Genomic DNA, 25,341 nt, shown 5'->3' on the forward strand with positions numbered 1-25,341 from the left:
TCGCTTTCTCTAAATTTATCATATAAAAATACTTAACACTAAAAATTAAGAAAACTTGATGTTATCAAAGTTTCTTAATTCTAATAATATTTTCTAATGACATCATTAGTTATAATTTATGACAATATTAATTATAACTCACAGTATCTTAATCAATTTAACTTTTTATACCTATTATCCAAAATGTAACTCTCTATGGCAATTAGGACAAATAGCTATTGCATTCTCTAAAGTATCTTCTCCACCATCAGCCAGCCTAATTTTATGATGAACTTCAAGATAAGGACTACCATCACAAGCTCTTTTAAATGGTGCTGTATTTCCACACCTTTCACATTCACCATCCGCTCTAATAAGTACCTCTGCTACAACATCAGGGTCTCGCTTAAACCCACTACTCACTCTATCAACTTTTTCAGGTATATTATTCTTTTTATTTTCTAATCTTCTTCTCCGTTCTTCACTACTAAGTCTTAACGAGTCATTTACAGCTTTATCAAACTCTTTAGTATAATCTAATGGAGTATTTATTTCTTCAACCATTTTTCTTATTGTATAAAAATGCTCCTTATCCAATTGAAATATTGTACCCCTATGAAATCCAATAACCTTGCAATCTTCTAATTCTTTTTCAACTTTCATTTTATCTAAGCTTAGAAAATTTTCGAGGTCTATTGTTTTTCTAAATTCAACGATTATCTCACCATCCTTATCTTGCTTGTTTACTACTTCACATATTGCAGTAATTGCATCTATTTGACCAGTTTCATATGCAACAACTTTATCTCCTATATTTATATTTTCAAAACAACTTTGATTTTTTCTTTTAGAGCCATCTTCGTTTAAATTAGAGTAAATCTGACTTCTCCCAACTTTTAAATCTGAAAACGACCACTCATACTCTTCTATATCAACATTTAACCAATAATAGTAATCACGTTCTCTATATTCATCAAGAAGCTCGTATTCACCTCTACCAATACGTTTAAAGTATTTTTTATAGGTCGGACTATGAGTATTTTCAGTAGCGTTAGACAAAATAACTTTAATATGATTTTTTGTAGCATTAAACTTTTTTATTTTACACAATTCTGTAACTTTCTCAGCAGTTATGGGTTCTATAATTTCTCCATTGTTAACTGCCTTAACAATTTCATATCCTAATCCTTCTCCATGTTTAACCATACTTGTTTCTCCTTTATTGTTGATATTCTTCTGTTGACTTTATCTAATTCTAATAATCCAAGTCAAACCATATTAATATTATCTACTTCGAGTAAATCCTGATTACAAATCTAATAATAAAAGTTTTTCCATTCTTTAATTGTGCCACTTACGAGTAATTGCATAAATTCTGTAAGTATATTTACAATATTGATGGATTTAATTTAAGTATAATATACCAATATTATACACTTAATTACATACAAACTCCATAATAGTAAATTTACAACCATTAAACAGTTTTTTCTTTTATACCTTTGGAAGACTTTCTATAACATAAAATTTAAAAATTCATTTTCCATCGGTCTATACTGTAGCTCAAAGGTTAGATATTTATTTATCAAAAAACAATTTAGGATGAAACAATAAAGATATAATATTATGGTTTAAACTATGAGTTACAATCATTTTATGGTTAAAAAAATTTTTTCATTATAATATTAATTTATAAGCCAAAATATTTTAATTTTTTCTTAAAATAGTAATATAATTAATTGAATATAAAGGAATTTAAGATAATTTGTAGAATTTATAACTTAAATACTTAAAACATTATAGAAAGGAAAAGGCTCAATTATGTTTAAAATTGATATTGTTGAAAATATAAAATTATCACTTGACTTAACCATCGAAAGCTTTGAAAACATTTATAATAATAATAATGATGCCAAAAGCTATAAACTTGCAATAATTAATCTGCACAATGCATTTGAATTGACGTTTAAGTTTATGATATTAAACCGAAATGAATTTATGCTTTTTTCTTATACTGGTAGTAATTTTACTAATATTCTTGATAAATACAAAACAGCTAAAAAATATAATTATAATTCTCTATTGAGTTATCTTGAAAATAATCCATCTGAAACGCAACCACATACTGTTAGTTTTGATGTAGCATATAAAATTTTAGCATATATGTATAATATACCCGAATTTGATGAACACTTCTTATTCCAACTTAATGTATTAGAAAATCTAAGAAATAAACTTACTCATTTTCAAGCTACAATTAATAAAATAGATTTTATTTTATTAGTCACACTTTTTGATAAATGCATAGACTTACTTAATGAAGAAATCAAAAAATATAAGAATTCAAAACAAAATTTTTGGAAAGGGAAAGAATATACTGAATATGCTGAATATACTTTTCAAAAAAGATTTAAATTTAATCAAATCAGTGAGAACATAGCAAAGAACGAAATATTGGATGAACAAAAATATAAATTAATTTTAGGAATTGTTTTAGAAGGTTGCAATATGATAGATTTAGACCCAAATGATTATGATAAATTTGCAGAAATTTGTTATAAAGCAAGAACAAAAGAATTTAAAAACATATATTCTAAAAAAAATGAAGAAAAAATAAAATCATTAATAGCTCAAGATATATATATATTATTACAATCATATTTAATATATAATGAGCCTCTTTATCATATGGGAGTAGATGTGTTATCACAAACATCTCTCACAGAATTTGCCAAATCTATTATTAAAAGAAAATGGATTAACAGTTCTTCAATTTGCAAAGAATTAATGATAAAAAACCAAGTGTCGGTAGACTCCATTTTAAACGAAACTGAAGACATAGAAACTGAAGACATAGGATTTGACGGATTTTAGGATAGGTAATGTAAATACAAAATGCATTTTAGAGCTCTCCTATAAACCATTTTACGCTATTGATATTTGATATACTACTTTTAGAGAATAATGGGTATAATCCCCATATAAAAAGACTATTTTTTACAATAAAATATAGTAAAAAATCACATTCACTGTACATGAGGACATGAAAATTTAGGAAAGTTCCAACATCAAAATGCAGTTAAATTCCAAGGTAGATATATTAACTATTTACATTGAGCCTCTGCATACATGGTTTTATAACCTCAATGGAAGTCTCAATAAATGAGTCTATACCTAAGTGGAGGCTACCATATATGCTCCTCAATGTAAATAGTTAATATATCATGTTGGAATAATCATGCATTTTCTTGCCAAACGTTTTAGAATCAAATATTTATGCATTTTGATATTGGAGTTTACACATTCACACTTACGTTAATACTCAATATACACTGACTATACTTAACACTTTCTATAAATTTTATTGGGCAACATTATATAGCTGAGAAATAATAAGCCTCACAAGCTTTATAAATGTTCTTGTATGCTGGAATCCAAGATTCTCTTTAAACCTTTCAAAGTTTCTATGCTAAATTTTCTATATTAATTGTTCATCATTGTCTGCACCAAACATTTCCACCCTATTGGAAACTGATACATAGAGAGCATAACTTCTTATATTTTCTTTTTCAAATCTACTAAATCAAAAAAGTTTATGAATAACATCAACAATAATCTACTCATTTTGAAATATACACAATTTTTCTTTAGTTCTTGTAACAGCAACATAAAACACATTATCACTAATGTTCATCTTAGGTTCATTTATCACATAAACAGTATTAAATTCTCTGCCTTTTGATTGATGCATTGTTAATACATATATACCATTAAGCACTTTATATGCTCTCTTATGTTGATATTGTAGAAATATCTTTGTTATATTCTCATAATTTATATTTTTAAGTAACATAATGTTTATAAGTAATCTATATATGTCTTTATTTACATTACCAGCTAATTCTGTCCCAGTTATTACTTTTAAAACATTTTTTAATCCATCAAAATATTTTTCTTGTTCTATAGCTTTAAACATTTCTATTCTAAATGATTTTATTATTGGACTTTTTGCCTTTTTTATTTTATCAAAATTTATTTCTTTAATTAGATTTCGTTTAAAAGATGCTATTTTGTCCTGATATAAAACATAAAAAATAAATTTAAATATATACCTACAATAATTATCATTAAAATCATCATTTTTTACTGAATTATTAATAAATTTTTGAAAACTACAAAATTCTCCAACCATATTATGTTCTTCTTCATTATTAGAAATATCCTTTGTCCAAATATTAACCTCCTCTCTAAGATGTTTTCTTAGATATGATACTAATTCGTTCTTTCTGCACAATATGCCAATTGACGAATCCTTATTTTTATTATCTTTCATATCTAATTTTAATTTATTTAAAACACTGTAATAAATTGAGTTTTTTACAAGAGATTCTTGTTGTTGGTAGTATTGAACTTTTTTGACTTTAAATTTACATAATGAAAGTTCTGGAGAATTAACTATTTCACAATGCTTACCTTCTCTTATATCACTCAAAAATGTTCTCATTTGCTGTGAACCTTTGAATCTCATATTTTCTTCTAATTTTTTTTCTTCAATTTCTCCACTATAAAAATCTTTCACTTCATATAATCTGTTTTCTGATGCTCCACGCCAATCATAAATCATTTGTTTTGAGTCAGCAAAAAACATAGCATTATTTTTTCTTCCAATAATTTTTTTTACAATAGTATTTTGCAATTCAGAAGAATCTTGATATTCATCAAGTATAATTAATGGATATTTATTCTGTATTACTTTCAATAATGCAGGTGATTTATTTATTAAAACATTCATATAAAAGGCTATATCTGAAAAAGCCATATATCCATCTTTGTTAATATTGATAATTGAATCTTTTATTTTCTCTTTATATTTAAAATACTCTTTTATGACCCCTGTTCCAGTGTAGCTATCTAAATTTGAATAATTTTCAAGAATGTTATCTATCCAATCAATTAAAGTTGCTTCTTTTTTCCAATGTTTTTCACCGAATTTATCCCAATCTATAAAATTTATTCTTTCTTTAATTAGTTTTTTTCTTTCGTTAGGAGACACTATAATAAGATTATTACCTAATCCTAAAAAACAGCTATAAGCCCATACATATCTTTGAAAAAAAGAATGAAAATTTAATATTTCGATTCTATCACATATATCCTTGCTTTCATTTGTATCATCTAATTGTTTATCTAATTGAGCTTTAGCATTTTTGGAAAATGTTAGTATTAGAATTTTTTTATTTTCTAAATCATTTCTATTCTTTAAAAATGAGACTGCTGATAATATTGCTGTATAGGTTTTTCCTGTACCAGGAGGAGCTTCAACTAATAAAATTCTTTTTTTATTTTTTACATCAGAAATATAATTAATGATTTCACTTTGTAGTTTATTTGGTTGCAATGTCATTCCCCCCAAATCTCTATAACATTTGAATAACTATCTTTCAATTTACCACATTTTGTGCAAATTTCACTTTTGCCATTTTTATTAAGAGATAAAACAATACATTTATTTGTTTCACCACATAAACATTTATTTGAAATGTAATTATTAGTTAACTTAAATATATTCCTAAATACACAAGGTATAATTTCTTTATCATCTTTATTCTCGATATCTTCAACCATGTAATAGGCAATATACCTCGATGTAGGAATACTTGCTAAATTTGAATGCAACATCACTTTTTGATATTCTTTTAATTCTTCTTCAGAAAGAATGCTTATTATAGGTTCAATACTCTTAGAATTTTCTATGGTTTCAGCTTTTTTTGAGTAAATTTCCTTGAGTAATTTATTTTTTATATTGGTTTTATTTACTCTAAATGGGTTTATGTATCTGTCTTTATAATCTGAAAAAGGTAAAAGAGCTTCAAAAATTCTTAAATATTTTTCTTTAAACGCTTTAGATGTAATAAGGCTTCCTTCATAATCCTCTGGTACTAAAAATACGGGATTTTTCGAGTCCTTTAGTTTGTTCAAATCTGATTTAATATCAGCATCATTGTCCAATATACTTACTGCAGGTATTCCAATTTTTTTATAAAACTTTTCATAGTTTATTAAATTACTTTTTCCATTACAATATATTAGTTCAACTCCATGTTCTTCCATACCATAATCAACAACTTCAGAAAATACAGGTAATCCACCCTTTTCTGATTCACCTTCAACCAATAGCACACCTTTACTAAACATACCAGAAATAAGCTCGTGCTTAGCTTGCTTTTCAACAAGTTTCTCAAACTTTTCATCAACTGCATCTGTTATTTTAGGTACTAAATTAACTTTACCATTATTCATTAAATAAATATTTCTAAAATCAAATAATTTTACAATTTCTGGAGAATGAGTTGTTAAAAAAACTTGATTTTTTAGATTTTTCTTTAAGCTCTTGACAATTTTTCTTTGCAAATGTGGCTCGAGGTTTTGTTCTATTTCCTCCAAAAACAATATCCCATTACTTTCAATGTTATTTTCAAGTGCTACTAATAATAGTAGATTTTTAATACCTCTCGATTGATATTTTAGAGGTATTGGATTAGTAACCTCTTCATTTTTTAACACTAAACTAAATGCTTGTAATGTCTTTCTTTCACTTAGGTCTGTTATCTCTAAACTTAGTGAATCTTTATCAGATGATATTAAATCAAAATCCTTAAAAGTATTTCTAAGTTCATTAAATGATTTATTAAAATCAGTATCACCAAAAAGATGCTTCCTTGCCGAACCATCTAATTCATTAATAATTTTTTGGATAATCTCAGCAGTATTTTCGCTATGTAATGTTTTTGATAATAAAGAATTTTGATAAAATGCAAGCTCTTTTAATGGGTCTCTATCTGCTGTAATAAACTTGAAGTTTATTGCTTGTTTGTATGCTTGATTGAAATGAGTTTCTTTACCATTTGAAAAAATACTATGCTTAACTTTCATTGATTTATCACATGTCATTTTTGTTATAAGAACCAGTTCATCTCCAGTTTCTGAAATTTTATCTTCTTTATCAATATGCTCAAATAATAAATCTAATCCATCCTCTAAAATGTTCTCTACATCCTTAAACCATACTTCAATTAAAATACTATTGTCTGTATCTCTATTATAAAAGTCTACTTCACTTAATGAATTGCGATACCAACTAATATTAGGATTTAACAAATAATCAATTGCCACTGCTATAGATGACTTACCCGAACCATTTCCACCTATTAATATATTTGCTCCTGAATTAGGTTTCCATTCTAATTTTTTTATTGCTCTAAAATTGTGGATTATTAATTTGTAAATATACATAAATCAAGCCCCCCTTTTTTAATACCCTTTTCATTAACTTATAGTAAATTTATTTTTTATATATTTTATTTAAATCCAATTACATATTTTTACCTTATATTTTAAATTATAACATAAATATTCATAAAATTAACAATTAAAATATAATAGTATAAAAATAGGTTGAGTTTTTACTCCCAGCTCTTATTTTTCTTTTATTTTTGATTTGTAGATAGTTTTGCCGCCTTTATGTATTTCACAATGGATTGTTTTGAATCAACAAGGATTAATTGGTACATACAAATATATCTAAAATTTAAATAATATTTATATACTATATAATCTAATAAATAACATTTAAAAAATTAACTTTTTAACAAAAATTCTTAATTATTTGTTGATTTTTTGGTTATTTGATAGTATTATAAAAATGTAATTGGAAATTAATGTAAGTATATAGTCAAAAAAACATGAATTATAGACTATTGTCAATAAATTCAAATAAAGTAATGTGATTTGTTTATTATATCTTTACAAATCTTTTCTTTTTAATAAAACGAAAGGAATGAAAAAATGATTATAATAAAAGAACAAAAAAAGCAAAATGCAACATATTATATAAAGGAGATTTATAATACAAAAAATATATTAATATATACAGAAGTTATATATTTAAAGTCATCAATTATAGAGAATAAAAAACATTTATCATATTTTATCCTCTATGATGAAAATATGAAACCTATAAGAGAAGCTTTTAGGTTTCTTAATTATGGTTTAAACGGTAAAGCCATTAATTCAAAAGAGAAGAGCTTATATGCATTAAAGCTATTATATATGTTTGAAAAAATAATAAATAAAAGTATTGAATGCTTTAATAGAACTGACATTTCTAATTTAATAAATTTTTTAAGAGGATTTTCTCCAGAAGGGCAAGTAATTTCTTTTCAAGTAAAAACAGAAAGAAATTCAGAAACAATTAGTGGCTATTTTTCTGTTTATAGAAAATATATTAAATTTCTAAATTTGACAGAATCATTCTTTTTAAAAAAGTCTGAAAAAGAACTTAAAGTGTTAATATTAGAAAATGACAAAGATATGTCTGTAACTCCTTATGAATTAGGTTCAAAACCGCCTTGTAAAAACCAAGAAATTCCAAAGTATATTTCTGTAGAAGAATTTAAGAAAATTCTTGAAATTATTAGAAAATATTACTCTAAAAGAGAAGAATGTATCATAAGGCTTATGTATCAATGTGGTCTCAGAATTGGAGAAGTCCTTGGATTAACTGCTGATGATGTTGTTATTACAAAGATTGGAGATGACTATGTTGCTGTTGGATATTTAAGAAATAGAGTAACTGATAAAAAAGACCAAATGGCTAAAACTTGTATGAAAGTTACTAATAAAAAACAATACAGATTAAAGGAATATAAAGAGAATGGATTTCAAAAAATAATAATTCCAATGGATTTATATGATTTAATAAATGACTATATAGATGAAACTCATGTTTATGCCAGGGAGCATAAACGTAACAATTACTACAAGTATACAATCGCAGATAGAGTTAGCGAGTCAGAAGAATATGAAGATGATAATTACTATATATTTTTAAATAGTCTCGGAAAGCCTCTACGTTCTCATTTATGGAATTATACGTTGAGGAAAATTTTTGAAAAATCTCATATATCTGTTGATACAAATGTAAGGAAAAATAACCTAAACCATAAGTTTCGCCATGGTTATGCCATGTACAACGTTAACTATTTGAAAGTTAAAATATTAGAATTAAAAGAGAAAATGAGACATAAAAGTTTGCTTTCAGTTTCTTGTTATTACCAGCCAACTTTTTCAGATAAAATAAAATTGAAAGATGAATTTACTAAAGATTTATATTCAGTAATTCCAGAATTGAATATATGTTAAATGAGAGGTAACTAAAAATGAATGAATATATAATAAATACACTATCAAACCACATTGACACTTTAAAATTTACAGATAATTACCTAAAAGATATATGTAAAGACTATATTAAAGTTTGTACTACTAATTATTATATGCCAATAACAAATAAATATACTTTTATTAGAGAACTTAAAGAAGTTTTAAATATACTTCAAAATTGCAATAAAGAAGATTTTTATTGGAAAAATTTAAAAATAACTATTCTTGATAAAATGAATATTAGAAAGGGTCTAATAAATTTTTCTATTTATCTGTCCTCCACTGACTATTTCGATTATGAATTACAACAAGAATATCAAATAGCTAAAATAAACTTATTAAAAGCAATTTCTACTAAATCATGGAATGAAAGAAATATTAGAGCTATGAAGTATTTAAACTCTATATATATTACGGAACTTGGCAAAATGACTGACCGTTTTCAGATAGCATTTTGTATAAATATAAGTAATATTATTATACATGATTTATTATGTGATTTTATAGATAGAAATGCGAGTGTTTTGAGAAGTAATTCAACTTTTTTTGAAGTCTTTGAAAATAGTATTAAAGATAAATCTAAGTTGGAGAAAGTAAAAACTTTCAAGGATTTTTCTATTGATATATTTAAAGAACAATTTAAATTTTATGATAACATCAACCTATCAAATATATTATGTTCCTTTTATTTATTTTTGTGGAACTTTGACCCAAGTTATAACTTATTTCCCAAATCATCAGGTATTGATTATAAAGCACTTAAAAGAAAAGGATTTTTCAAAGAATACAAAGAAGGATATAGGTCAGTTTTATATAATCCATTAGACCCTATTCCTTTATTTGATAGATGGATTATAAATTATAATGGCTTTGATTGTAACTGGTTATCAGTAAATCACGGTAATGGAATATCAATTAATTTTGAACTGGTCAATACTATAACTTATAGGTACTACATTAAAAGTTGGTTCTGGAAAGACTCTTCGATATCACTTAAAGCAAAAATTGATTATTTTTTCCACATTTATAGATTTTTCAATTTTATATCTAATAAAAAAAATGATAATAACTTAAATACAATAAGTTTAGAAGAAACTTTATGTTATAAAAATTATGTGCTAAGTACTATCGATAGCGATACAAATGCAAGCAAATATATTTATAACATAAGGGGTATTCTTCGCTATTTAAAAGAGGAAAATTTCATAGAAATGGATGATAATGTTTTTTATCATTTGAGGTATTCAAGTAAAAGTGAAAATACAGCAAAAGTTGTTCCTGATGGAGACTTAAATAAATTAGCAATTATGCTGGAGAAAAATGCTGAACTTTCAGATTTAAACAAGCTTTATTATCTATTATTTTATATTATTTTGGAAACTGAATTTAGACTATCTCAGATATTATCCTTAGAGATAGATTGTGTTGAAGAAACTGCCAAAAAAGGACAATACGTTATAAATTCTAAAACCAAAACTTCAAATGGTTATACTTTACCTCAGAGCATTACTATATACGTAAAAAAACAAATAGATTATATATTAAAAATCACTCAAGATTTAAGAAATGAGTGTAGGGAAGAAGACTTAAAAAAACGCTTATTCATAAAAGGAAACTATAGTAGAAAATTAATTATTAGTCCTATAACATCTGAAAATTTTGCTGAGTATCTTTCCGAATGCTGTAAAAAATTATCTATACCACATTATAATCCTTCTAATTTAAGAGATACTCACATAACAAAGGCAAAAGAATTTACAATTAGGAACGGATTAAGTGACGTTGAGCAAAATACACTAACAGGTCATACGAGTACAAACACAGCTAATAGACATTATATTGAGTCCAAAATAGCAGATATGTTAGAGCTTATTAATGGCACAATAATAGGTGACATTGATATTAATGGCAATATAGTAGCTCATGCTAATGAATCATTAGCAAATAAAGAAAATGAAGTTGAAAATGGTTGTGGATATTGTCAGTGCAACTCATGCAAAAATACATCTTATTTAAGTTGTTTTATGTGTAGTGATTTTGTTGCTACTTTGGACAGAATTCCTTATTTTGAAGAGCAAATTAAAATTATAGATTTTAAACTCTTAAAAGTTACTATCCAACATGACAAAGAAGATTTATTGAATATTAAACAACTGTTACTAAACTATTTAAAGGCATTGCACTTAAAGCGAGAGGAGATAAAAAATAATGGCTAACGTTATAGTTTTAAATTATCTTCAATTAGAATATGAATTAGAAAATGATTATGATATTAATAAATTAAAAACAGAAAATTATATAGAACGACTAAAAATAGTAGACAAGCTACCTTTTAATAAAGGGACTATTTATTTCTCAGAGAACTTGTGGGATTTCTCACAATATACAGCTTTAAATGTTCCTAAGAATTATTTAATATTCAATTTTAAATTATGTCCTGATGAGTTTAAAGATGATTTAAAAGCTTACGTTTTAATTAGAATTCTTGAAAATAATAACAAAATACAGAGTATTCATAGGAAATTTGAAGAACTCCATAAATTTTTTAGGTTCATTATTTCTGAAAATATATTCTCTGTATATGATATTAACGCATCAAAAATTAACAAATATATAAATAAAAAAGACTTTCTCGCACCAAAGTCAATGAAATTACTAAAAGATTCTATAAAAAATTTCTACGAATTTTATTCAGCTAATTACAAAGATTTAATGACAAGTGATATTAAAAATTTATTTAAAGAAGGTGATAACAATATGTTTAAGAATAATTGTGAAAAAAGAAAATATCCAAACATTCCTGATGAATATTTTAATACTCTAATAAAACATATATTATCAGTAATTGATAATAAAAATGAAAAATTAGAACTTAGAGCAACAGCATGTATATTATTGATTATTAGTCAAACAGGTCTAAGAATTAGTGAACTTTTAGAATTGCATACCCATTCAATAAAGGAGATAACCTTATTTAATGGAGAGAAGAGACATTATTTAGAATATAAAACATGGAAGCGTGAAAATGGCAATAATGCTTATGCAATAGAAAATACTTTCATTAATGATTTGTCGCAAAAAGGTTTTCAAAAACTAATAACCTTACACCAAAAGAATAGAGAAGATAAAAAAACTGATTTATTATACGTTCCATCAAGAGCGAAAATTTTACCAGTTCAATCAACATCGTTTAATAAATCTATGTTATCTTTCTTTTCATATTATGGTGAAGATTTAGATGCAATAGATTCACAAGACAAGTATCCTAATCTTAAAACAACTCAAATACATGATAAATATTTTTTTTGTCTTCATCCAGATTCAAAAACATTAACTTATCCAGTAACTCCACAATATAGAGTCCGTGTATGCACTGACCTTTATAATAAAGGTATTCCTTTAGAATATATAAGAAAATTTATGGGGCATCTAACTTCTGCAATGGAGGGGTACTATGTAAGACCTAACAAAAATCAAGTTCAAGAAGATATTACATTTTCTAAAAAGGTACTTAAAGATATTGTATCTGGTGATGTTACTTTGCTTGGTTCAAATGCTAATGAATTTTCTGAAAGACTTAAAGAATTTTTAAAGGTAAATAAATACAATATTGCAACTAATATAGAAGAAATAGTTGAAACTTTATCAAAGACTATTCCTATTAGAAATAAAACAGGGGGTGTTTGTATAAAAAGTTCACCTCTAAGAGAATGTAGCAAAGATGCTATGACAAATGAATTATATTGTGCTTACGGAGTTTGTCCTAATATATTTCATTTTTTCTATATGTCTGAAGTTTCTTATAGGCAGGGAAAAGAATTATTAAAAACAATTACCATAAATATTGAAAGAGGTCATAGAAAACAAGTTCAAAAAGAACTTAATATGCTGAAAATGATAACCACCCAAAAAATAATTCCTGAATTAAATGAATTAGAAAAAGAATTACTAAAAAAGGGAGCACAAAGAATACTTCTTGAGTATCCTGATTTAGTTGAAATAGTTGAAAATTTTGATTCAATATACAAGGAGGTTAAATCTTGGATAAACTTGAAGGAATCATTGTCAATAAATTAAAAGAATTAGAGATTGACTATTATAGCTTAAAATCCTTTATACAAGAGTATTTAATTAAAATTGAAGAGATTATTTTTCAGAAAGAAAAAAATCGTGATGAAGCTATTAATATATTAAAAAATAATAGATTTTCAGTAGTCTCTATATCAAAGGATTTAAATTGTTCAAGAACAACTCTTTATAATCATGGAGCTATTCTAAAAAAATATATTGAGTTATCTGAAATAAAGTTTATAGAAGACAATCCTTTTGAATTATTTGAAAAATTGAAAACTGAAAAGCAGTTGTTAGAAAATCAGTTAAATCAAATGATAGGGCGTGATGTAAATAATGAAATTTTAGCTAATGAACTCGATACACATATAAATACAATTAAAGAAAAAGATGACACTATTAAAAGGCTTGAAGTAGAAAAAGCAGAACTGTCTAAAACTAATAGAGAATTGAAAAAACAAATTTTTAAAAATAACAAATAGGGGCTGTCGTACTAAGAAATTTACATACAATATATTGCTTTGCAAATTTAAAATTAGCACAATATGTTGTAGTATTTATTCTTAATGCGACAGCCCCTTGAACATTTACAGTATTATATGAATAAAAGTCTCCTACAAAATTAACTTAAAATATTTAATTTTTTCAAGCTCTTTATTACTTTCTTTTACTGGCTAATGCTTCTATAATGTCTTTCAATACTATAGTAGAACTCACTAAAAAATTAGTGTAATCTATTGTTTTTTGTCAATCTTAGGCATAGAATCTAAAATGTTATTCATATATTTATCATAAAAATCAAGATTTAAACTATCCATATTAGAAGCTTTAACTTGCATTAATGGTAAGTTTGTATTCCATTTTATTCGACCAACAATTCTCATAAATTCATCGTCAAATTCTGTTCTTTGCTTTATACTGTTAGTTTGAATTCGATTTAATGAAAATGCTATAAAATCAGCAAATTGTAAAAGTGGTGAACTAACTGATGAAAGATATTCAATTTCACCATTAGTACAGATTTCAGATAAGTCTGTAACTTTTTGTTTAGTATTTGGTTTTTGTCTCCCATTATCAATAAATATCTCAACTGGTAATTGGAAGTCTTTTGAATTGCTTTCTATATATTCTTTGCAATTTAATAATAGTAAATGTAAAGCTACATCTTTAGGTTTATTATAATTGAATCCATCCATTTTTATTCTTTTTATCTTATCAGAAAAACCAGAATTGGTTAGAGTATTTTCATTTATACTTACTGCTATAATTTTAGGTACATACTTGTTATATATCTCTACAAACAAACTAATTATTAATAATCTTAATTCAGTTGGTAGACCTTTAAATTCTTTTCTTCCACCATATATATCTTTAAAATGGAACTCTGTTACACTATACTCTCTTTGTATTATTCCTAATGTTTTTCTAATTAAACTTTCAATTTCTTTTTTCTCCTCATAATTCAAAATTAATGCAGACCATGTTACTGAGTTTTGTGAAATACTTGAGCTATTTGAGATGTTTCCAGATAAACCTGTATCATCAATAAATATAGATGTATTATTCATCATACCCCTCCGAACTAAATATCTTTGAATAAGTAATACATACTATATATAATAAATACTATTTCTTTTTTGTGCAAATACTTATCATAAAAAGTTGAACAGAATAAAATTTACCATACTTTATATATTTATAAAAAATAAAAAAGTAATAATAGAAACCCGTTAAAAAAGTGTTCAACATCAAAAATCTATTATATAGCTAAAGAAACCCTTCATTTAAGCCATCTTGACCCTGTTGAACATTTTATGTATTTACCATACTTCTATGAAAAAAGATGGTTTGCAGAAGGCATAGGTATTGTAAATAAAAAGGTAAATTTGTTTTTTCAAGAAGAAATTCCTTTTGGAACTAACTTAATATTTGCTTGTGGTGATTTTAAGTTTGGATTTGAGATTTGTGAAGATCTTTGGGTTACTATTCCACCAAGTAGTTATTTAAGTTTAATGGGAGCAAATATCATAGGAAACCTTTCTGCCTCAAATGAAATCGTAAGCAAAGCTGATTATAGAAAAGATTTAGTAAAAGCTCAAAGTGCTAGATGTATGGCATCATATATATATGCATCTTCAGGGGTATTTGAATCTACTACAGATTTAGTTTTTAGTGGTGATTTGCTTATAGGCGAAAATGGCAGTCTTTTAAAACATAATAATAGATTTCAAAGAGAAAATGAGGTAATAACTTCAATTGTAGATGTAAATAAATTAAATAGTGAAAGGTTAAGAAACGTAAGCTTTAGAGATAGTACTAGACTAATACCTGTTGAACCTCTACAAATAAATTTTGAATTTGAAAATTTAGACTACAAGAATTTTGATAGGTATATAGATAAACATCCTTTTGTGCCTTCTAATAAAGCTGAAAGAGATATTAGATGCAAGGAGATATTTAATATACAAACTTCTGGACTTGCAAAAAGAATAAATCATACAGGAGTTAAGAAGGCTGTAGTAGGAATATCTGGTGGATTGGATTCTACATTAGCTTTATTAGTTATGATAAAAACGTTTCGTATGTTAAATATTCAAAGCGAGAACATAATAACTGTAACTATGCCTGGTTTTGGAACAACAGATAGAACTTACAACAATGCTGTGAGTTTATGTAAAAAACTTGGAACGGAATTTAGAGAAATAAATATAGTTCCAGCTTGTTTGCAGCACTTTAAGGATATAAGCCATGATGTGGAGAAACATGATGTCACATATGAAAATGTTCAAGCAAGAGAGAGAACTCAAATTCTTATGGATATAGCTAATAAAGAAGGTGGACTTTTAATAGGAACTGGAGATTTATCAGAGCTTGCTTTGGGATGGTGTACATATAATGGAGATCATATGTCTATGTATGGTGTAAATTGTTCTATACCTAAGACGTTAGTTAGATATTTGGTGAAATATGTAGCTGAAACAGAAGTTCCTAAAGATGTTTCTGATATATTGATGGATATTCTGGATACTCCTGTAAGTCCAGAACTTCTTCCTAAGGATAAAAATGGTGAAATTGCACAAAAAACTGAAGATATAGTAGGTCCTTATGAACTTCATGACTTTTTCTTGTACAATTTTATAAGACAAGGTGCTGAACCTAATAAAATACTTTTTTTAGCAAAAGAAGCATTTAAAGATGACTATGATAATGAAATTATAGAAAAATGGTTTGAAAAATTTATAAAAAGATTCTTTACTCAACAATTTAAACGTTCTGCCATACCAGATGGTCCTAAAGTAGGAACTGTAAGCCTTTCGCCAAGAGGAGATTTTAGGATGCCTTCTGATGCAAGTTACAGTCTTTGGAAATAAATTACAAAAATTAAGCCATATAATTCCAAAGGGGTTGAGTTTTTATATGTTTTAATGATATAATAGAAAACATTAACAAGTTTTTTATAAAAAAATAACTTGATAACTAGCCTAAGGAGGAATTGTATTGAAGAAAAAAGCGTTATCTGTTGTTATGATGCTAGTATTAATGTTAATAACAAATAGCACTGCTCTTGCTGCTCCGAGCACTAGCACATCAGATGAATTAAAACAGGTTCAAGACAACAAGAAGGCCTTAGAAACAAAGGTTAATGACTTAAATAAACAAATTGACGAAGTTATGAAAAAAGTTGATAGCAATAAAAAAGATATGAATAAAGTTGCACAAGACATAAAAAACACACAAGCTAAGTTAGATGAGGTAGAGAAGAATTCAAAAGCTCAAGATGATTTATTCAAAAAAAGAGTTAGATCCATGTATGTAAATAATAATGATGGTTATCTTAATGTAATATTGTCATCAAACAATTTAAGTGATTTTATCTCCAAAATGGATATGATATCAAAAGTAATGAGCTTTGATAAAAACCTTATTAATAAGCTAAAAGAGCAAAAACAAACAGTAACAAATGAAAAAAAGGTTCTAGATGATAAGAATGCCAAGTTGCAACAATTAAAAGCAAGTAATGAAAGTGCTTTATTGAGTTTAAATAAGGACATAAAAGCACAAAAAGATCTTTTAAGCCAAGCTACTGAAAAGGAAAAGCAGTTAGTAGCTGCTCAAAATGTACAAGCTCCTAGTGTCAGCGTGGCTTACCAAAGTGGTACATTATCTCGTGGTATGTCTAAATCTGTTTCATATTCACAAGTAATAAGTATGAGATCAACTGCCTATTCAGGAGATGCTGTTACTGCTTCAGGAACTGCAACTAAAAGAGATGGAAGTAGTTATAGTACTGTAGCTGTAGATCCTAGAGTCATACCACTAGGCTCCAGACTTTATGTAGAAGGTTATGGATATGCCATTGCAGATGATACAGGAGGAGCTATTAAAGGAAATAGAATAGATTTGTTCTTTCCAACAGAAGGTGAATGTGAAAGTTGGGGAGTAAGAACTGTTAATGTTTATGTACTTAATTAAATGTTTATAATGAAAATCATCCTGCTAATGTTGGATGAATAAGCGATCATCTCAAAATTATAGATTTTGGATACCTGCTTAAAGCTAGGCTGTACCATATGGTACAGCCTTTTAAATTAGATAAATATGTATGCTTTTATTAAGTGTAATTCTTTTAGTTTATTTGTAAATGTCTACCATTAACCCTGTAATATCATCAATGGTAGCTGCTACATCTAAATTATCTTTTTGTTCGCTCATAAGCATTTGAGTAAGTTCTTCTAATTTGTTATCTATAGTTTCTACTGTTATAAAATACTGTGTTTGCCAAAAACTTATATCCTTTTTTACGCTGTACATATAGTTTAATATGGAACTAAGATAGTCCTTAATCATTCTCTTATAAGCTTTAACGTCTGAATAGCATTTTGTTATAGCAAGTCTATTTCCCTTTTTCTTTATACTATCAAACATTTCCTTAAGTTGCTCTTCAGATTTTTGTTCCCTCTGAGAATTAAAGCTTTGGGAAAAATCTTTTTTCATTGATGTAGTCTTTTTTTCAGTAGTAACTGTAGAAGGTCTGCCTAGTCTAGATATTTCCATAAAATTACCTCCAAATAAAATTTCAAATAAATATATACTTCAAAGACTAACGATTTAATTTATATCCATTATATCGTAATTTTTGTAAAACCACAAAAATTATTTAATAAAATTAAATAAGGACTTTGTTCAAAAATTAGAACAAAGTCCTTATCTTTAGTTATATTGAATTATAAACCTTTTTCGTAAGCTTCTACCATCTTTTTAACCATGTTTCCGCCTACTGATCCAGCTTCTCTTGAAGTCAAATCTCCATTGTATCCTTGTTTTAGATTTACGCCTACTTCATTAGCTGATTCCATTTTAAATTTGTTTAATCCATCCTTTGCTTCTGGAACTAATACTCTATTACCTCTACTTGCCATAATAAATTCCTCCTTTTGAATCTCTATAATATTTTTTGGATTCTATTAAAAGTTTGTACAGTTTTAAAATTATTACGCTATTAAAATAGATGTAAAACATGAAGTATTTTCTACTTTCCTTAAAATTATACTTTAGCTTTATATTCTGAGTATTTTAAGAGAAAGTGATAAATAAAATGGTTGTTTTTAGCACAACTTTTTATGCAAATTATATAAACACTTTTTTTAATAAATATTAATGAAATTGTATTTAAGTTGTAACTAAACTGTAATAATAGAAGACTACAATAAGCATATAGATTCAAAGAAAGAGATAACTTGAGTTGAACATATTAAAAAATATATTAATAATTGAGGTGAATTAAATGAATAATAAAATAATGTATTCTATAGTGGTGCCACTATATAATGAGGAGCTTGTTGTTCAGGAAACTTATAGGAGATTAAAATCAGTTATGGATAGCACAAAAGAAAATTATGAAATTTTATTTGTTAATGATGGAAGCAAAGATAAAACAGTTGATATAGTAAAAGATATATGCAGAAATGATGGAAGAATAAAGCTTATTAATTTTTCACGAAACTTTGGTCATCAGGCTGCTATAACTGCAGGAATGGATATGGCTTTAGGAGCTGCTATTGTTGTAATAGATGCAGATCTTCAAGATCCTCCAGAAGTTATTTTAGAGATGATTAAAAAATGGAAGGAAGGTTATGAAGTTGTTTATGGCAAAAGAGCTAAAAGAGAAGGAGAAACATTTTTTAAGAAATTTACAGCAAAAGCATTTTATAGATTACTAAAAAGTATGACAACTATAGATATTCCAGTAGATACAGGAGACTTCAGGCTTATAGATAGAAAAGTATGTGATGCTTTAATATCACTTCCTGAAAAAAATAGATATGTAAGAGGTTTAGTCAGCTGGGTAGGTTACAAACAAACTTGTGTTGAATTCGTAAGACAGGAGAGATTTGCTGGAGAAACTAAATATCCTTTAAAAAAGATGATGAAATTAGCCTTAGATGGTATAACTTCTTTGTCTTATAAACCACTAGTTATTTCAGGATATCTTGGTGTATTAACTTTTATAGCTGGAATATTTTCAACTATTGGTGTTATTATAAATCAGTTCATTAATGGAAGAAATATAGTAAGTTTACCACTAATTTTATCAATAAATGTAACTATGTTTGGTTTAGTACTTGGTTGTATAGGCATAATGGGTCAGTATATTGGAAGAATTTTTGATGAAAGTAAAGGAAGACCTATATATATAATAGATAGCACAATAAATTATAAGAGAGTTGATAAGAGATATGAAATTAGTTGCTAATATAACGAATTATGTTTTTGATGGAAAATTTAAATCTTTAAGCAGGTTTTCTTTAGTAGGTATATCAAATACCCTTATAGATTTTATAGTATTTACAATATTTCAAGGTTTGATTGGAGTAAGTTACACTTTAAGTCAGGTGTTGGGATATAGTTTTGGCGTTGTAAATAGCTTTGTATTTAATAAGAAATGGACATTTCAAGGAGGTAAATCTAATAAAAAGGTTTATCATGAATTGTTTCAATTTATTATAGTTAATATAATGTCGCTTGCTATTACACTAATATTTATGAAATTTTTAGTAAAAGATTTTAATTTCAATGTATATGTAGCAAAAATAGTTGTAACATTTATAGCTCAAATAACAAATTTTATTGCATATAAGCTGTGGGTGTTCAACTAAGGGGGAAATGGAGAATGAAGAAAAAGATAGAGAAGGGAATGATTATTATGAAGGTAAGAAAAGCAATAATTCCGGCTGCTGGATTAGGAACAAGATTTTTACCAGCAACTAAAGCTCAACCTAAAGAAATGATGCCAATAGTAGATAAACCTGCTATTCAATATATAGTTGAAGAAGCTGTTGCTTCAGGAATTGAAGAAATATTAATAATTACAGGGAGAAACAAAAGAGCAATAGAGGATCACTTTGATAAATCTGTTGAACTTGAGGATGAACTACAAAATAGCAATAAGGGTGAATTACTAAAGGTAGTTAAAGATATAAGTAATATGGCTGATATTTATTATATACGTCAGAAAGAACCTAAGGGTTTAGGTCATGCTATAAGCCGTGCTAGAAATTTTGTAGGAGATGAGCCATTCGCTGTAATGTTAGGTGATGATATAGTTGATAGCAAAGTTCCGTGTCTTAAACAATTAATGAATTGCTATGATAAATATAAAACTTCTGTTTTAGGAGTACAACCGGTTAATAAGTCTCAAGTATCTAAATATGGTATTGTTAATGGAATGGAAATTGAAAATAAGATTTATAAAGTTAACAATATGATAGAAAAACCTAAAGTAGAAGAAGCACCATCAAATATTGCCATTCTTGGAAGATACATTATAACACCTGAGATATTTGGAATACTAGAAAGAACTAAACCAGGCAAAGGTGGAGAAATACAGCTTACAGATGCGCTAAAAGAATTATCAAAACAAGAATCTATATATGCTTATTCATTTGAAGGAATAAGATATGATGTTGGAGATAAGTTAGGATTTTTAAAAGCTAATATAGAATATGCTTTAAAACGAGATGAATTAAAGGAAGATTTACTTTCATATCTTTTAGGAATAAAGGGTGCAAATAATGCTAAAATACATGAAGAAATCTATCATAAGTTAGAATCCAGAAAAATGGCTTTGGCTAAATAAAAGTGTTATAAGTGGTTAGGATATAAGTAATACTAACCGCTTTTTAGATTATAAAATTAGATATAGTTATATGAAATATATTGAATAATAAGTAGACTTGTGACAGAATTGTAACAAAAGTGTTTTATAATAAACATAGTAGTTTTTCACGGAGGAATATTTATGAGTAATAAGAAAATACTAGTAGTTGATGACGAACCGTTAATAAGAAAACTTGTAACAGATTTTTTGAAAAGAGAAGGGTATACCATCCTTGAAGCAGAAGATGGTCGAAAGGCTTTAGACGTATTTTCATCTGAAAAAGATATAGATTTAGTAATTCTTGATGTGATGCTACCTGAATACGATGGATGGACTGTATGTAGGGAAATAAGAAAGAAATCTAGTACACCTATTATAATGCTAACTGCAAGAGGAGAGGAATTTGATGAACTTTTTGGTTTTGATATAGGAGCAGATGAATATATTGCAAAACCATTTAGTCCCAATATATTGATGGCAAGAGTAAATGCCGTGTTAAGAAGAGCTGTTCCAGTAGATAGTAAAACTAAGGAGTTTAATGGATTAATTATTGACGAGAATGCTCATGAAGTTAATATTGATGATTGTCCAATTGATTTAAGTCCTAAAGAATATGATTTATTAATGTACCTTACTGAGAATTACGGTAAGGCTGTAAGTAGAGAACAGATATTAGATAAAGTATGGGGATATGATTATTACGGAGATTTAAGAACTGTAGATACTCATATAAATAGATTAAGAATAAAATTAGATTCAAAAAGTAACTATGTACAAACGGTGCGGGGTTATGGCTATAGATTTGAGGTAGAAAAATGATTAAATCTATAAGAGCAAAATTATTTATGTTCATAACATTGTTATTAATATGTTTTATTTCCCTTTTATGGATATTAAATAGTATGTATCTTGAAAAATATTATATAAATAAGAAGAAAAATATACTTCAAGAAAATGCTCAGACCTTAGTAAGTATGTACAAAGGAAATATAAGCGGCATACAAAATGAATTGGATAGAACAGCTAATATAACTGGGAGTAATATTGATATAAGAGATAAAAATGGCAAGGTAATTTATATGTCTGCAAGAAGACCACCAGAAGAAAAAAGCATGAACAATGTAAATAATAATGTTCAATTAAAACCTCCACCAGATAAACCACATAATATGGATGATTATAATGTAAAAGTAAAAGAGTATCCGGTAGGTAAATATATCTTTGAAAATAGAACGGATGTTCAAATGAAAATAGAGTTTCTTACTCTTGTAACAAAGCTTAGTAATGGAGATATAATGGCTATAAGAGTACCACTAGTTTCTATAAAAGAAAGTGTAGATATTGCAAATAGATTTGTTATAATAATAGGTTCTATAATAGTACTTTTAGGTAGTATAGGAGCGTACTTATTTTCAAGAAAATTTACAAAGCCAATATTAGAAGTAAATAATATTGCGCGAAATATGGCTAAATTTGATTTTAGTCAAAAATGTAGTATAAGTGGTAATGATGAAATTGGACAATTAGGACAAAGTGTTAATTACCTTTCAGAAGAATTGGATACAGCAATTACCGAATTAAATGAAAAGAATCAAAAACTAGAAGAAGATATTGAAAAAGAGAGAAAAATAGATGAAATGAGAAAAGAATTTATATCCAGTGTTTCTCATGAATTAAGAACACCATTATCTTTAATACAAGGATATGCAGAAGGTCTTATTAGCAATGTAAATGAAAGTGAAGAAGACAGAAATTTTTATTGTGATGTTATTATGCAAGAAACAATCAAAATGAATAAATTGGTAAGAGACTTACTAAACTTATCTCAAATTGAATCAGGATATTTTCAAATTGACAAAAGTGAATTTGATATAACACACTTAATAAATTATGTGCTTACTAAGTACAAATCCATATTTACAGAAAAAAATGTTAAAGTAGAGACAGAACTTTTTGGTGAAAGTTGTATTGTCTATGGAGACATGGTAAGAATTGAACAAGTACTTACAAATTATATAAACAATGCTATCAATCATGTAGATGAAAATAGAATTATAAAAATAACCAACAGCATTGATAGTAATAAAGTAAGGGTGAATGTATTTAATACTGGAAAGCATATACCAGAAGATTCACTTAAAAAGCTATGGAATAGCTTTTATAAAGTGGATAAAGCAAGAACAAGAGCCTATGGTGGATATGGATTAGGGCTTTCTATAGTAAAAGCTATTCAAGATCTTCATAAGAATGCTTATGGTGTAGAAAATGTTGAACATGGTGTGAATTTTTGGTTTGAGATAGATAAAGTAAAAGACATAAATAATAACAATTAAAATGGGGGGAATATATTATGAGTATTTCAGCAATTTCATCAATGTCATCACATTCAGCAATATCAAATTTATCATCAAAAAAAGCTAGCAGCAGTAGTAGCAGTGCTAGCAGCAGCTCAAGTAGCAGCATAAGTAGTCTTGAACAACAAAGATCTAGTATTGAGCAGCAAATACAGCAAGAAAATTCAAGTAATGACAGTTCAGATATAAAACAACAAAAAATTCAAGCATTGCAGGCTGAATTGGAAGAGATTGAAGCTCAAATTCAACAGGCAGAGCAAGCACAGCAAACACAACAGGTAAGTAAATCAGCTGAAACATCTAACAGTCAGGCAGAATCAATACAAAGTATGAATAATGAATCAAATAGTAATAGCAATAATAATAATATAATAGATGTATATGCTTAATTAATGCATTATAATAAAGTTTTATTTATATGTAAAAGGGGTAATTTTACCCCTTTTATTTTTATATTCATTTTGAAATGTAAAGTTAATGTAAATAAAATTAAGATATTCTTAAGAATTATGTAAGATTAATATAATATGTTGGTGGTATTATATAATTAAAATGTAAATTGTTTGTTAAAAATAGAGGGGACTAAATTATATGAAAACAAATTGTATTAATAGAAAAAGTGAAATATTAATGATTACTAGTATAATAGTTATTTTTCTCTTATCTCTATTGGCAGGCTTTAAATTAGCTTCACAGCAAAAGAGTAAGAGCAGCGGAATTTATGTAACTGATATTCCAGTTAAAATAATAGCTCATAGAGGAAGCAGCAGACGTGCTCCTGAAAATACAGTAAGTTCTATTTTATGCTCAGTAGAAGATAAAGCTGATTATGCAGAATTGGATGTACAACAGACTAAGGATGGTGTAGTTGTATTAATGCATGATAAAAATTTGAAAAGAATTTCTAAATTAAATAAAAATGTTGAAGAAACTAATTATAAAAATATCGAAGAATTAAGTGTTTATGGGAATAATTTTAAAAAATTTAAAGAAGAGAAAATTCCTACATTAGATGAAGTGGTAAAGAAAACTAAAGGAAAAATAAAATTAGACATAGAAATAAAATCTTATGGAAATGATGTTAATTTACCAGAAAGAGTAGTTAAGATTATTGAAGATAATAATGCTATAGATAATTCAATAGTATGTTCATTTGATTACAAAGTTTTGCAAAAGGTAAAAAAATTAAATCCCAAAATTCAAATAGGATATATAACTTGCTCCAACAGTGATGATATATTCAAGTTAAAAGATGTAGATTTTTACAGTATTTATAATGCTAAAGTTGACAAGGAGTTAATAGATAAAGTACATAGGAGAAATAAAAAAATTCATGTTTGGACAGTAGATAATATTAATGATATGAATAAATTCATAAAAATGGGTGTAGATGGTATTATTACAGACTACCCAGAAAAATTAAGAGCTATGTTAATGTAATATTTTTATATTAACATAACTCTTAAAAAAATTAAATTTTTTAGTTATTCGTGCAAAATAGAAACATAATGCATATTATCAACGGAAATTTGTAAATGCTTTTAAATACAGAGATTA

The 25,341-nt window shown here is 26.6% G+C and carries 19 protein-coding genes and 1 pseudogene; 14 read left to right on the top strand and 6 right to left on the bottom strand.

Features of this window, described 5'->3' with window-relative positions; all coding sequences use genetic code 11:
* Positions 1-174: 174 nt before the first annotated feature.
* Positions 175-1,185, bottom strand: a complete 1,011-nt coding sequence (locus Q6H37_RS02670) for an HNH endonuclease (protein ID WP_318739041.1) — start codon at positions 1,183-1,185, stop codon at positions 175-177.
* Between the two features lie 615 nt (positions 1,186-1,800).
* Here Q6H37_RS02670 and Q6H37_RS02675 point away from each other — a divergent pair.
* A complete protein-coding gene (locus Q6H37_RS02675) occupies positions 1,801-2,853 on the top strand; it encodes a hypothetical protein (RefSeq protein ID WP_318739042.1) in 1,053 nt (350 codons plus the stop codon).
* A gap of 742 nt (positions 2,854-3,595) precedes the next feature.
* Here the strand turns inward: Q6H37_RS02675 and Q6H37_RS02680 are convergent.
* Positions 3,596-5,377 (bottom strand): ATP-dependent helicase, encoded by a 1,782-nt coding sequence (locus tag Q6H37_RS02680; protein ID WP_318739043.1) that lies wholly within the window; start codon positions 5,375-5,377, stop codon positions 3,596-3,598.
* 2 nt (positions 5,378-5,379) lie between these two features.
* A complete protein-coding gene (locus Q6H37_RS02685; protein ID WP_318739044.1) occupies positions 5,380-7,272 on the bottom strand; it encodes an ATP-dependent nuclease in 1,893 nt (630 codons plus the stop codon).
* 552 nt (positions 7,273-7,824) lie between these two features.
* On the opposite strand from Q6H37_RS02685, the gene Q6H37_RS02690 reads away from it, so the two are divergent.
* The 4 genes from Q6H37_RS02690 to Q6H37_RS02705 are packed head-to-tail and all read left to right on the top strand — an operon-like array spanning position 7,825 to position 13,754.
* Complete coding sequence (locus Q6H37_RS02690) at positions 7,825-9,180, top strand: site-specific integrase (protein ID WP_318739045.1); 1,356 nt, start codon at positions 7,825-7,827, stop codon at positions 9,178-9,180.
* A 17-nt stretch (positions 9,181-9,197) separates the two neighbouring features.
* Positions 9,198-11,417, top strand: a complete 2,220-nt coding sequence (locus Q6H37_RS02695) for a tyrosine-type recombinase/integrase (RefSeq protein ID WP_318739046.1) — start codon at positions 9,198-9,200, stop codon at positions 11,415-11,417.
* Positions 11,410-13,278 carry a tyrosine-type recombinase/integrase gene (locus Q6H37_RS02700; protein ID WP_318739047.1) on the top strand — a complete coding sequence of 623 codons (1,869 nt, stop codon included), beginning with the start codon at positions 11,410-11,412 and terminating at the stop codon, positions 13,276-13,278. Before Q6H37_RS02695 ends, Q6H37_RS02700 begins: the two co-directional genes overlap by 8 nt.
* The gene (locus Q6H37_RS02705) at positions 13,242-13,754 is read left to right on the top strand and encodes a hypothetical protein (RefSeq protein WP_318739048.1); all 513 of its coding nucleotides are present in this window, start codon (positions 13,242-13,244) and stop codon (positions 13,752-13,754) included. The genes Q6H37_RS02700 and Q6H37_RS02705 overlap by 37 nt, the downstream gene beginning before the upstream one ends.
* A gap of 252 nt (positions 13,755-14,006) precedes the next feature.
* Here the strand turns inward: Q6H37_RS02705 and Q6H37_RS02710 are convergent, their stop codons facing one another.
* On the bottom strand, positions 14,007-14,840 hold the full coding sequence (locus Q6H37_RS02710) for a DUF3800 domain-containing protein (protein ID WP_318739049.1): 834 nt from the start codon (positions 14,838-14,840) through the stop codon (positions 14,007-14,009).
* A 249-nt stretch (positions 14,841-15,089) separates the two neighbouring features.
* Here Q6H37_RS02710 and Q6H37_RS02715 point away from each other — a divergent pair.
* Together Q6H37_RS02715 and Q6H37_RS02720 are read left to right on the top strand one after the other, a co-directional pair.
* A pseudogene (locus tag Q6H37_RS02715) lies at positions 15,090-16,643 on the top strand (NAD(+) synthase); the annotation flags it as partial.
* A gap of 127 nt (positions 16,644-16,770) precedes the next feature.
* Positions 16,771-17,745: a 3D domain-containing protein gene (locus Q6H37_RS02720; protein WP_318739050.1), complete on the top strand. Its 975-nt coding sequence runs from the start codon at positions 16,771-16,773 to the stop codon at positions 17,743-17,745.
* A gap of 159 nt (positions 17,746-17,904) precedes the next feature.
* Here the strand turns inward: Q6H37_RS02720 and Q6H37_RS02725 are convergent, their stop codons facing one another.
* Both Q6H37_RS02725 and Q6H37_RS02730 read right to left on the bottom strand, forming a co-directional pair.
* Entirely contained in the window at positions 17,905-18,327 is a 423-nt protein-coding gene (locus Q6H37_RS02725) for a YaaR family protein (RefSeq protein ID WP_318739051.1), read from the bottom strand.
* A 170-nt stretch (positions 18,328-18,497) separates the two neighbouring features.
* Complete coding sequence (locus Q6H37_RS02730; protein WP_318739052.1) at positions 18,498-18,692, bottom strand: alpha/beta-type small acid-soluble spore protein; 195 nt, start codon at positions 18,690-18,692, stop codon at positions 18,498-18,500.
* A gap of 365 nt (positions 18,693-19,057) precedes the next feature.
* Between Q6H37_RS02730 and Q6H37_RS02735 the strand changes: the two genes are divergently transcribed.
* From Q6H37_RS02735 to Q6H37_RS02765, 7 genes are all read left to right on the top strand, one after another.
* Complete coding sequence (locus Q6H37_RS02735; RefSeq protein ID WP_318739053.1) at positions 19,058-20,026, top strand: glycosyltransferase family 2 protein; 969 nt, start codon at positions 19,058-19,060, stop codon at positions 20,024-20,026.
* The gene (locus tag Q6H37_RS02740; protein ID WP_318739054.1) at positions 20,010-20,429 is read left to right on the top strand and encodes a GtrA family protein; all 420 of its coding nucleotides are present in this window, start codon (positions 20,010-20,012) and stop codon (positions 20,427-20,429) included. The genes Q6H37_RS02735 and Q6H37_RS02740 overlap by 17 nt, the downstream gene beginning before the upstream one ends.
* 47 nt (positions 20,430-20,476) lie before the next feature.
* Positions 20,477-21,409 carry a UTP--glucose-1-phosphate uridylyltransferase GalU gene (gene galU, locus Q6H37_RS02745; protein ID WP_318742910.1) on the top strand — a complete coding sequence of 311 codons (933 nt, stop codon included), beginning with the start codon at positions 20,477-20,479 and terminating at the stop codon, positions 21,407-21,409.
* Between the two features lie 162 nt (positions 21,410-21,571).
* On the top strand, positions 21,572-22,249 hold the full coding sequence (locus tag Q6H37_RS02750; protein ID WP_318739055.1) for a response regulator transcription factor: 678 nt from the start codon (positions 21,572-21,574) through the stop codon (positions 22,247-22,249).
* On the top strand, positions 22,246-23,763 hold the full coding sequence (locus Q6H37_RS02755; RefSeq protein ID WP_318739056.1) for a histidine kinase dimerization/phospho-acceptor domain-containing protein: 1,518 nt from the start codon (positions 22,246-22,248) through the stop codon (positions 23,761-23,763). The genes Q6H37_RS02750 and Q6H37_RS02755 overlap by 4 nt, the downstream gene beginning before the upstream one ends.
* Before the next feature lie 17 nt (positions 23,764-23,780).
* Complete coding sequence (locus tag Q6H37_RS02760; RefSeq protein ID WP_318739057.1) at positions 23,781-24,173, top strand: FlxA-like family protein; 393 nt, start codon at positions 23,781-23,783, stop codon at positions 24,171-24,173.
* Between the two features lie 202 nt (positions 24,174-24,375).
* Complete coding sequence (locus Q6H37_RS02765) at positions 24,376-25,224, top strand: glycerophosphodiester phosphodiesterase (protein ID WP_318739058.1); 849 nt, start codon at positions 24,376-24,378, stop codon at positions 25,222-25,224.
* The last annotated feature ends 117 nt before the right edge of the window (positions 25,225-25,341 follow it).

The organism is Clostridium sp. JS66 (assembly GCF_033561535.1).
Classification (GTDB): domain Bacteria; phylum Bacillota; class Clostridia; order Clostridiales; family Clostridiaceae; genus Clostridium_AM; species Clostridium_AM carboxidivorans.

Coding starts and splice junctions, on each gene's coding strand:
- Q6H37_RS02675 (WP_318739042.1), top strand. CDS start 1,801: ATGTTTAAAATTGATATTGTTGAAAATATAAAATTATCACTTGACTTA.
- Q6H37_RS02710 (WP_318739049.1), bottom strand. CDS start 14,840: ATGAATAATACATCTATATTTATTGATGATACAGGTTTATCTGGAAAC.
- Q6H37_RS02690 (WP_318739045.1), top strand. CDS start 7,825: ATGATTATAATAAAAGAACAAAAAAAGCAAAATGCAACATATTATATA.
- Q6H37_RS02750 (WP_318739055.1), top strand. CDS start 21,572: ATGAGTAATAAGAAAATACTAGTAGTTGATGACGAACCGTTAATAAGA.
- Q6H37_RS02740 (WP_318739054.1), top strand. CDS start 20,010: ATGAAATTAGTTGCTAATATAACGAATTATGTTTTTGATGGAAAATTT.
- Q6H37_RS02755 (WP_318739056.1), top strand. CDS start 22,246: ATGATTAAATCTATAAGAGCAAAATTATTTATGTTCATAACATTGTTA.
- Q6H37_RS02700 (WP_318739047.1), top strand. CDS start 11,410: ATGGCTAACGTTATAGTTTTAAATTATCTTCAATTAGAATATGAATTA.
- Q6H37_RS02765 (WP_318739058.1), top strand. CDS start 24,376: ATGAAAACAAATTGTATTAATAGAAAAAGTGAAATATTAATGATTACT.
- Q6H37_RS02670 (WP_318739041.1), bottom strand. CDS start 1,185: ATGGTTAAACATGGAGAAGGATTAGGATATGAAATTGTTAAGGCAGTT.
- Q6H37_RS02695 (WP_318739046.1), top strand. CDS start 9,198: ATGAATGAATATATAATAAATACACTATCAAACCACATTGACACTTTA.
- Q6H37_RS02685 (WP_318739044.1), bottom strand. CDS start 7,272: ATGTATATTTACAAATTAATAATCCACAATTTTAGAGCAATAAAAAAA.
- Q6H37_RS02760 (WP_318739057.1), top strand. CDS start 23,781: ATGAGTATTTCAGCAATTTCATCAATGTCATCACATTCAGCAATATCA.
- galU (WP_318742910.1), top strand. CDS start 20,477: ATGAAGGTAAGAAAAGCAATAATTCCGGCTGCTGGATTAGGAACAAGA.
- Q6H37_RS02730 (WP_318739052.1), bottom strand. CDS start 18,692: ATGGCAAGTAGAGGTAATAGAGTATTAGTTCCAGAAGCAAAGGATGGA.
- Q6H37_RS02725 (WP_318739051.1), bottom strand. CDS start 18,327: ATGGAAATATCTAGACTAGGCAGACCTTCTACAGTTACTACTGAAAAA.
- Q6H37_RS02735 (WP_318739053.1), top strand. CDS start 19,058: ATGAATAATAAAATAATGTATTCTATAGTGGTGCCACTATATAATGAG.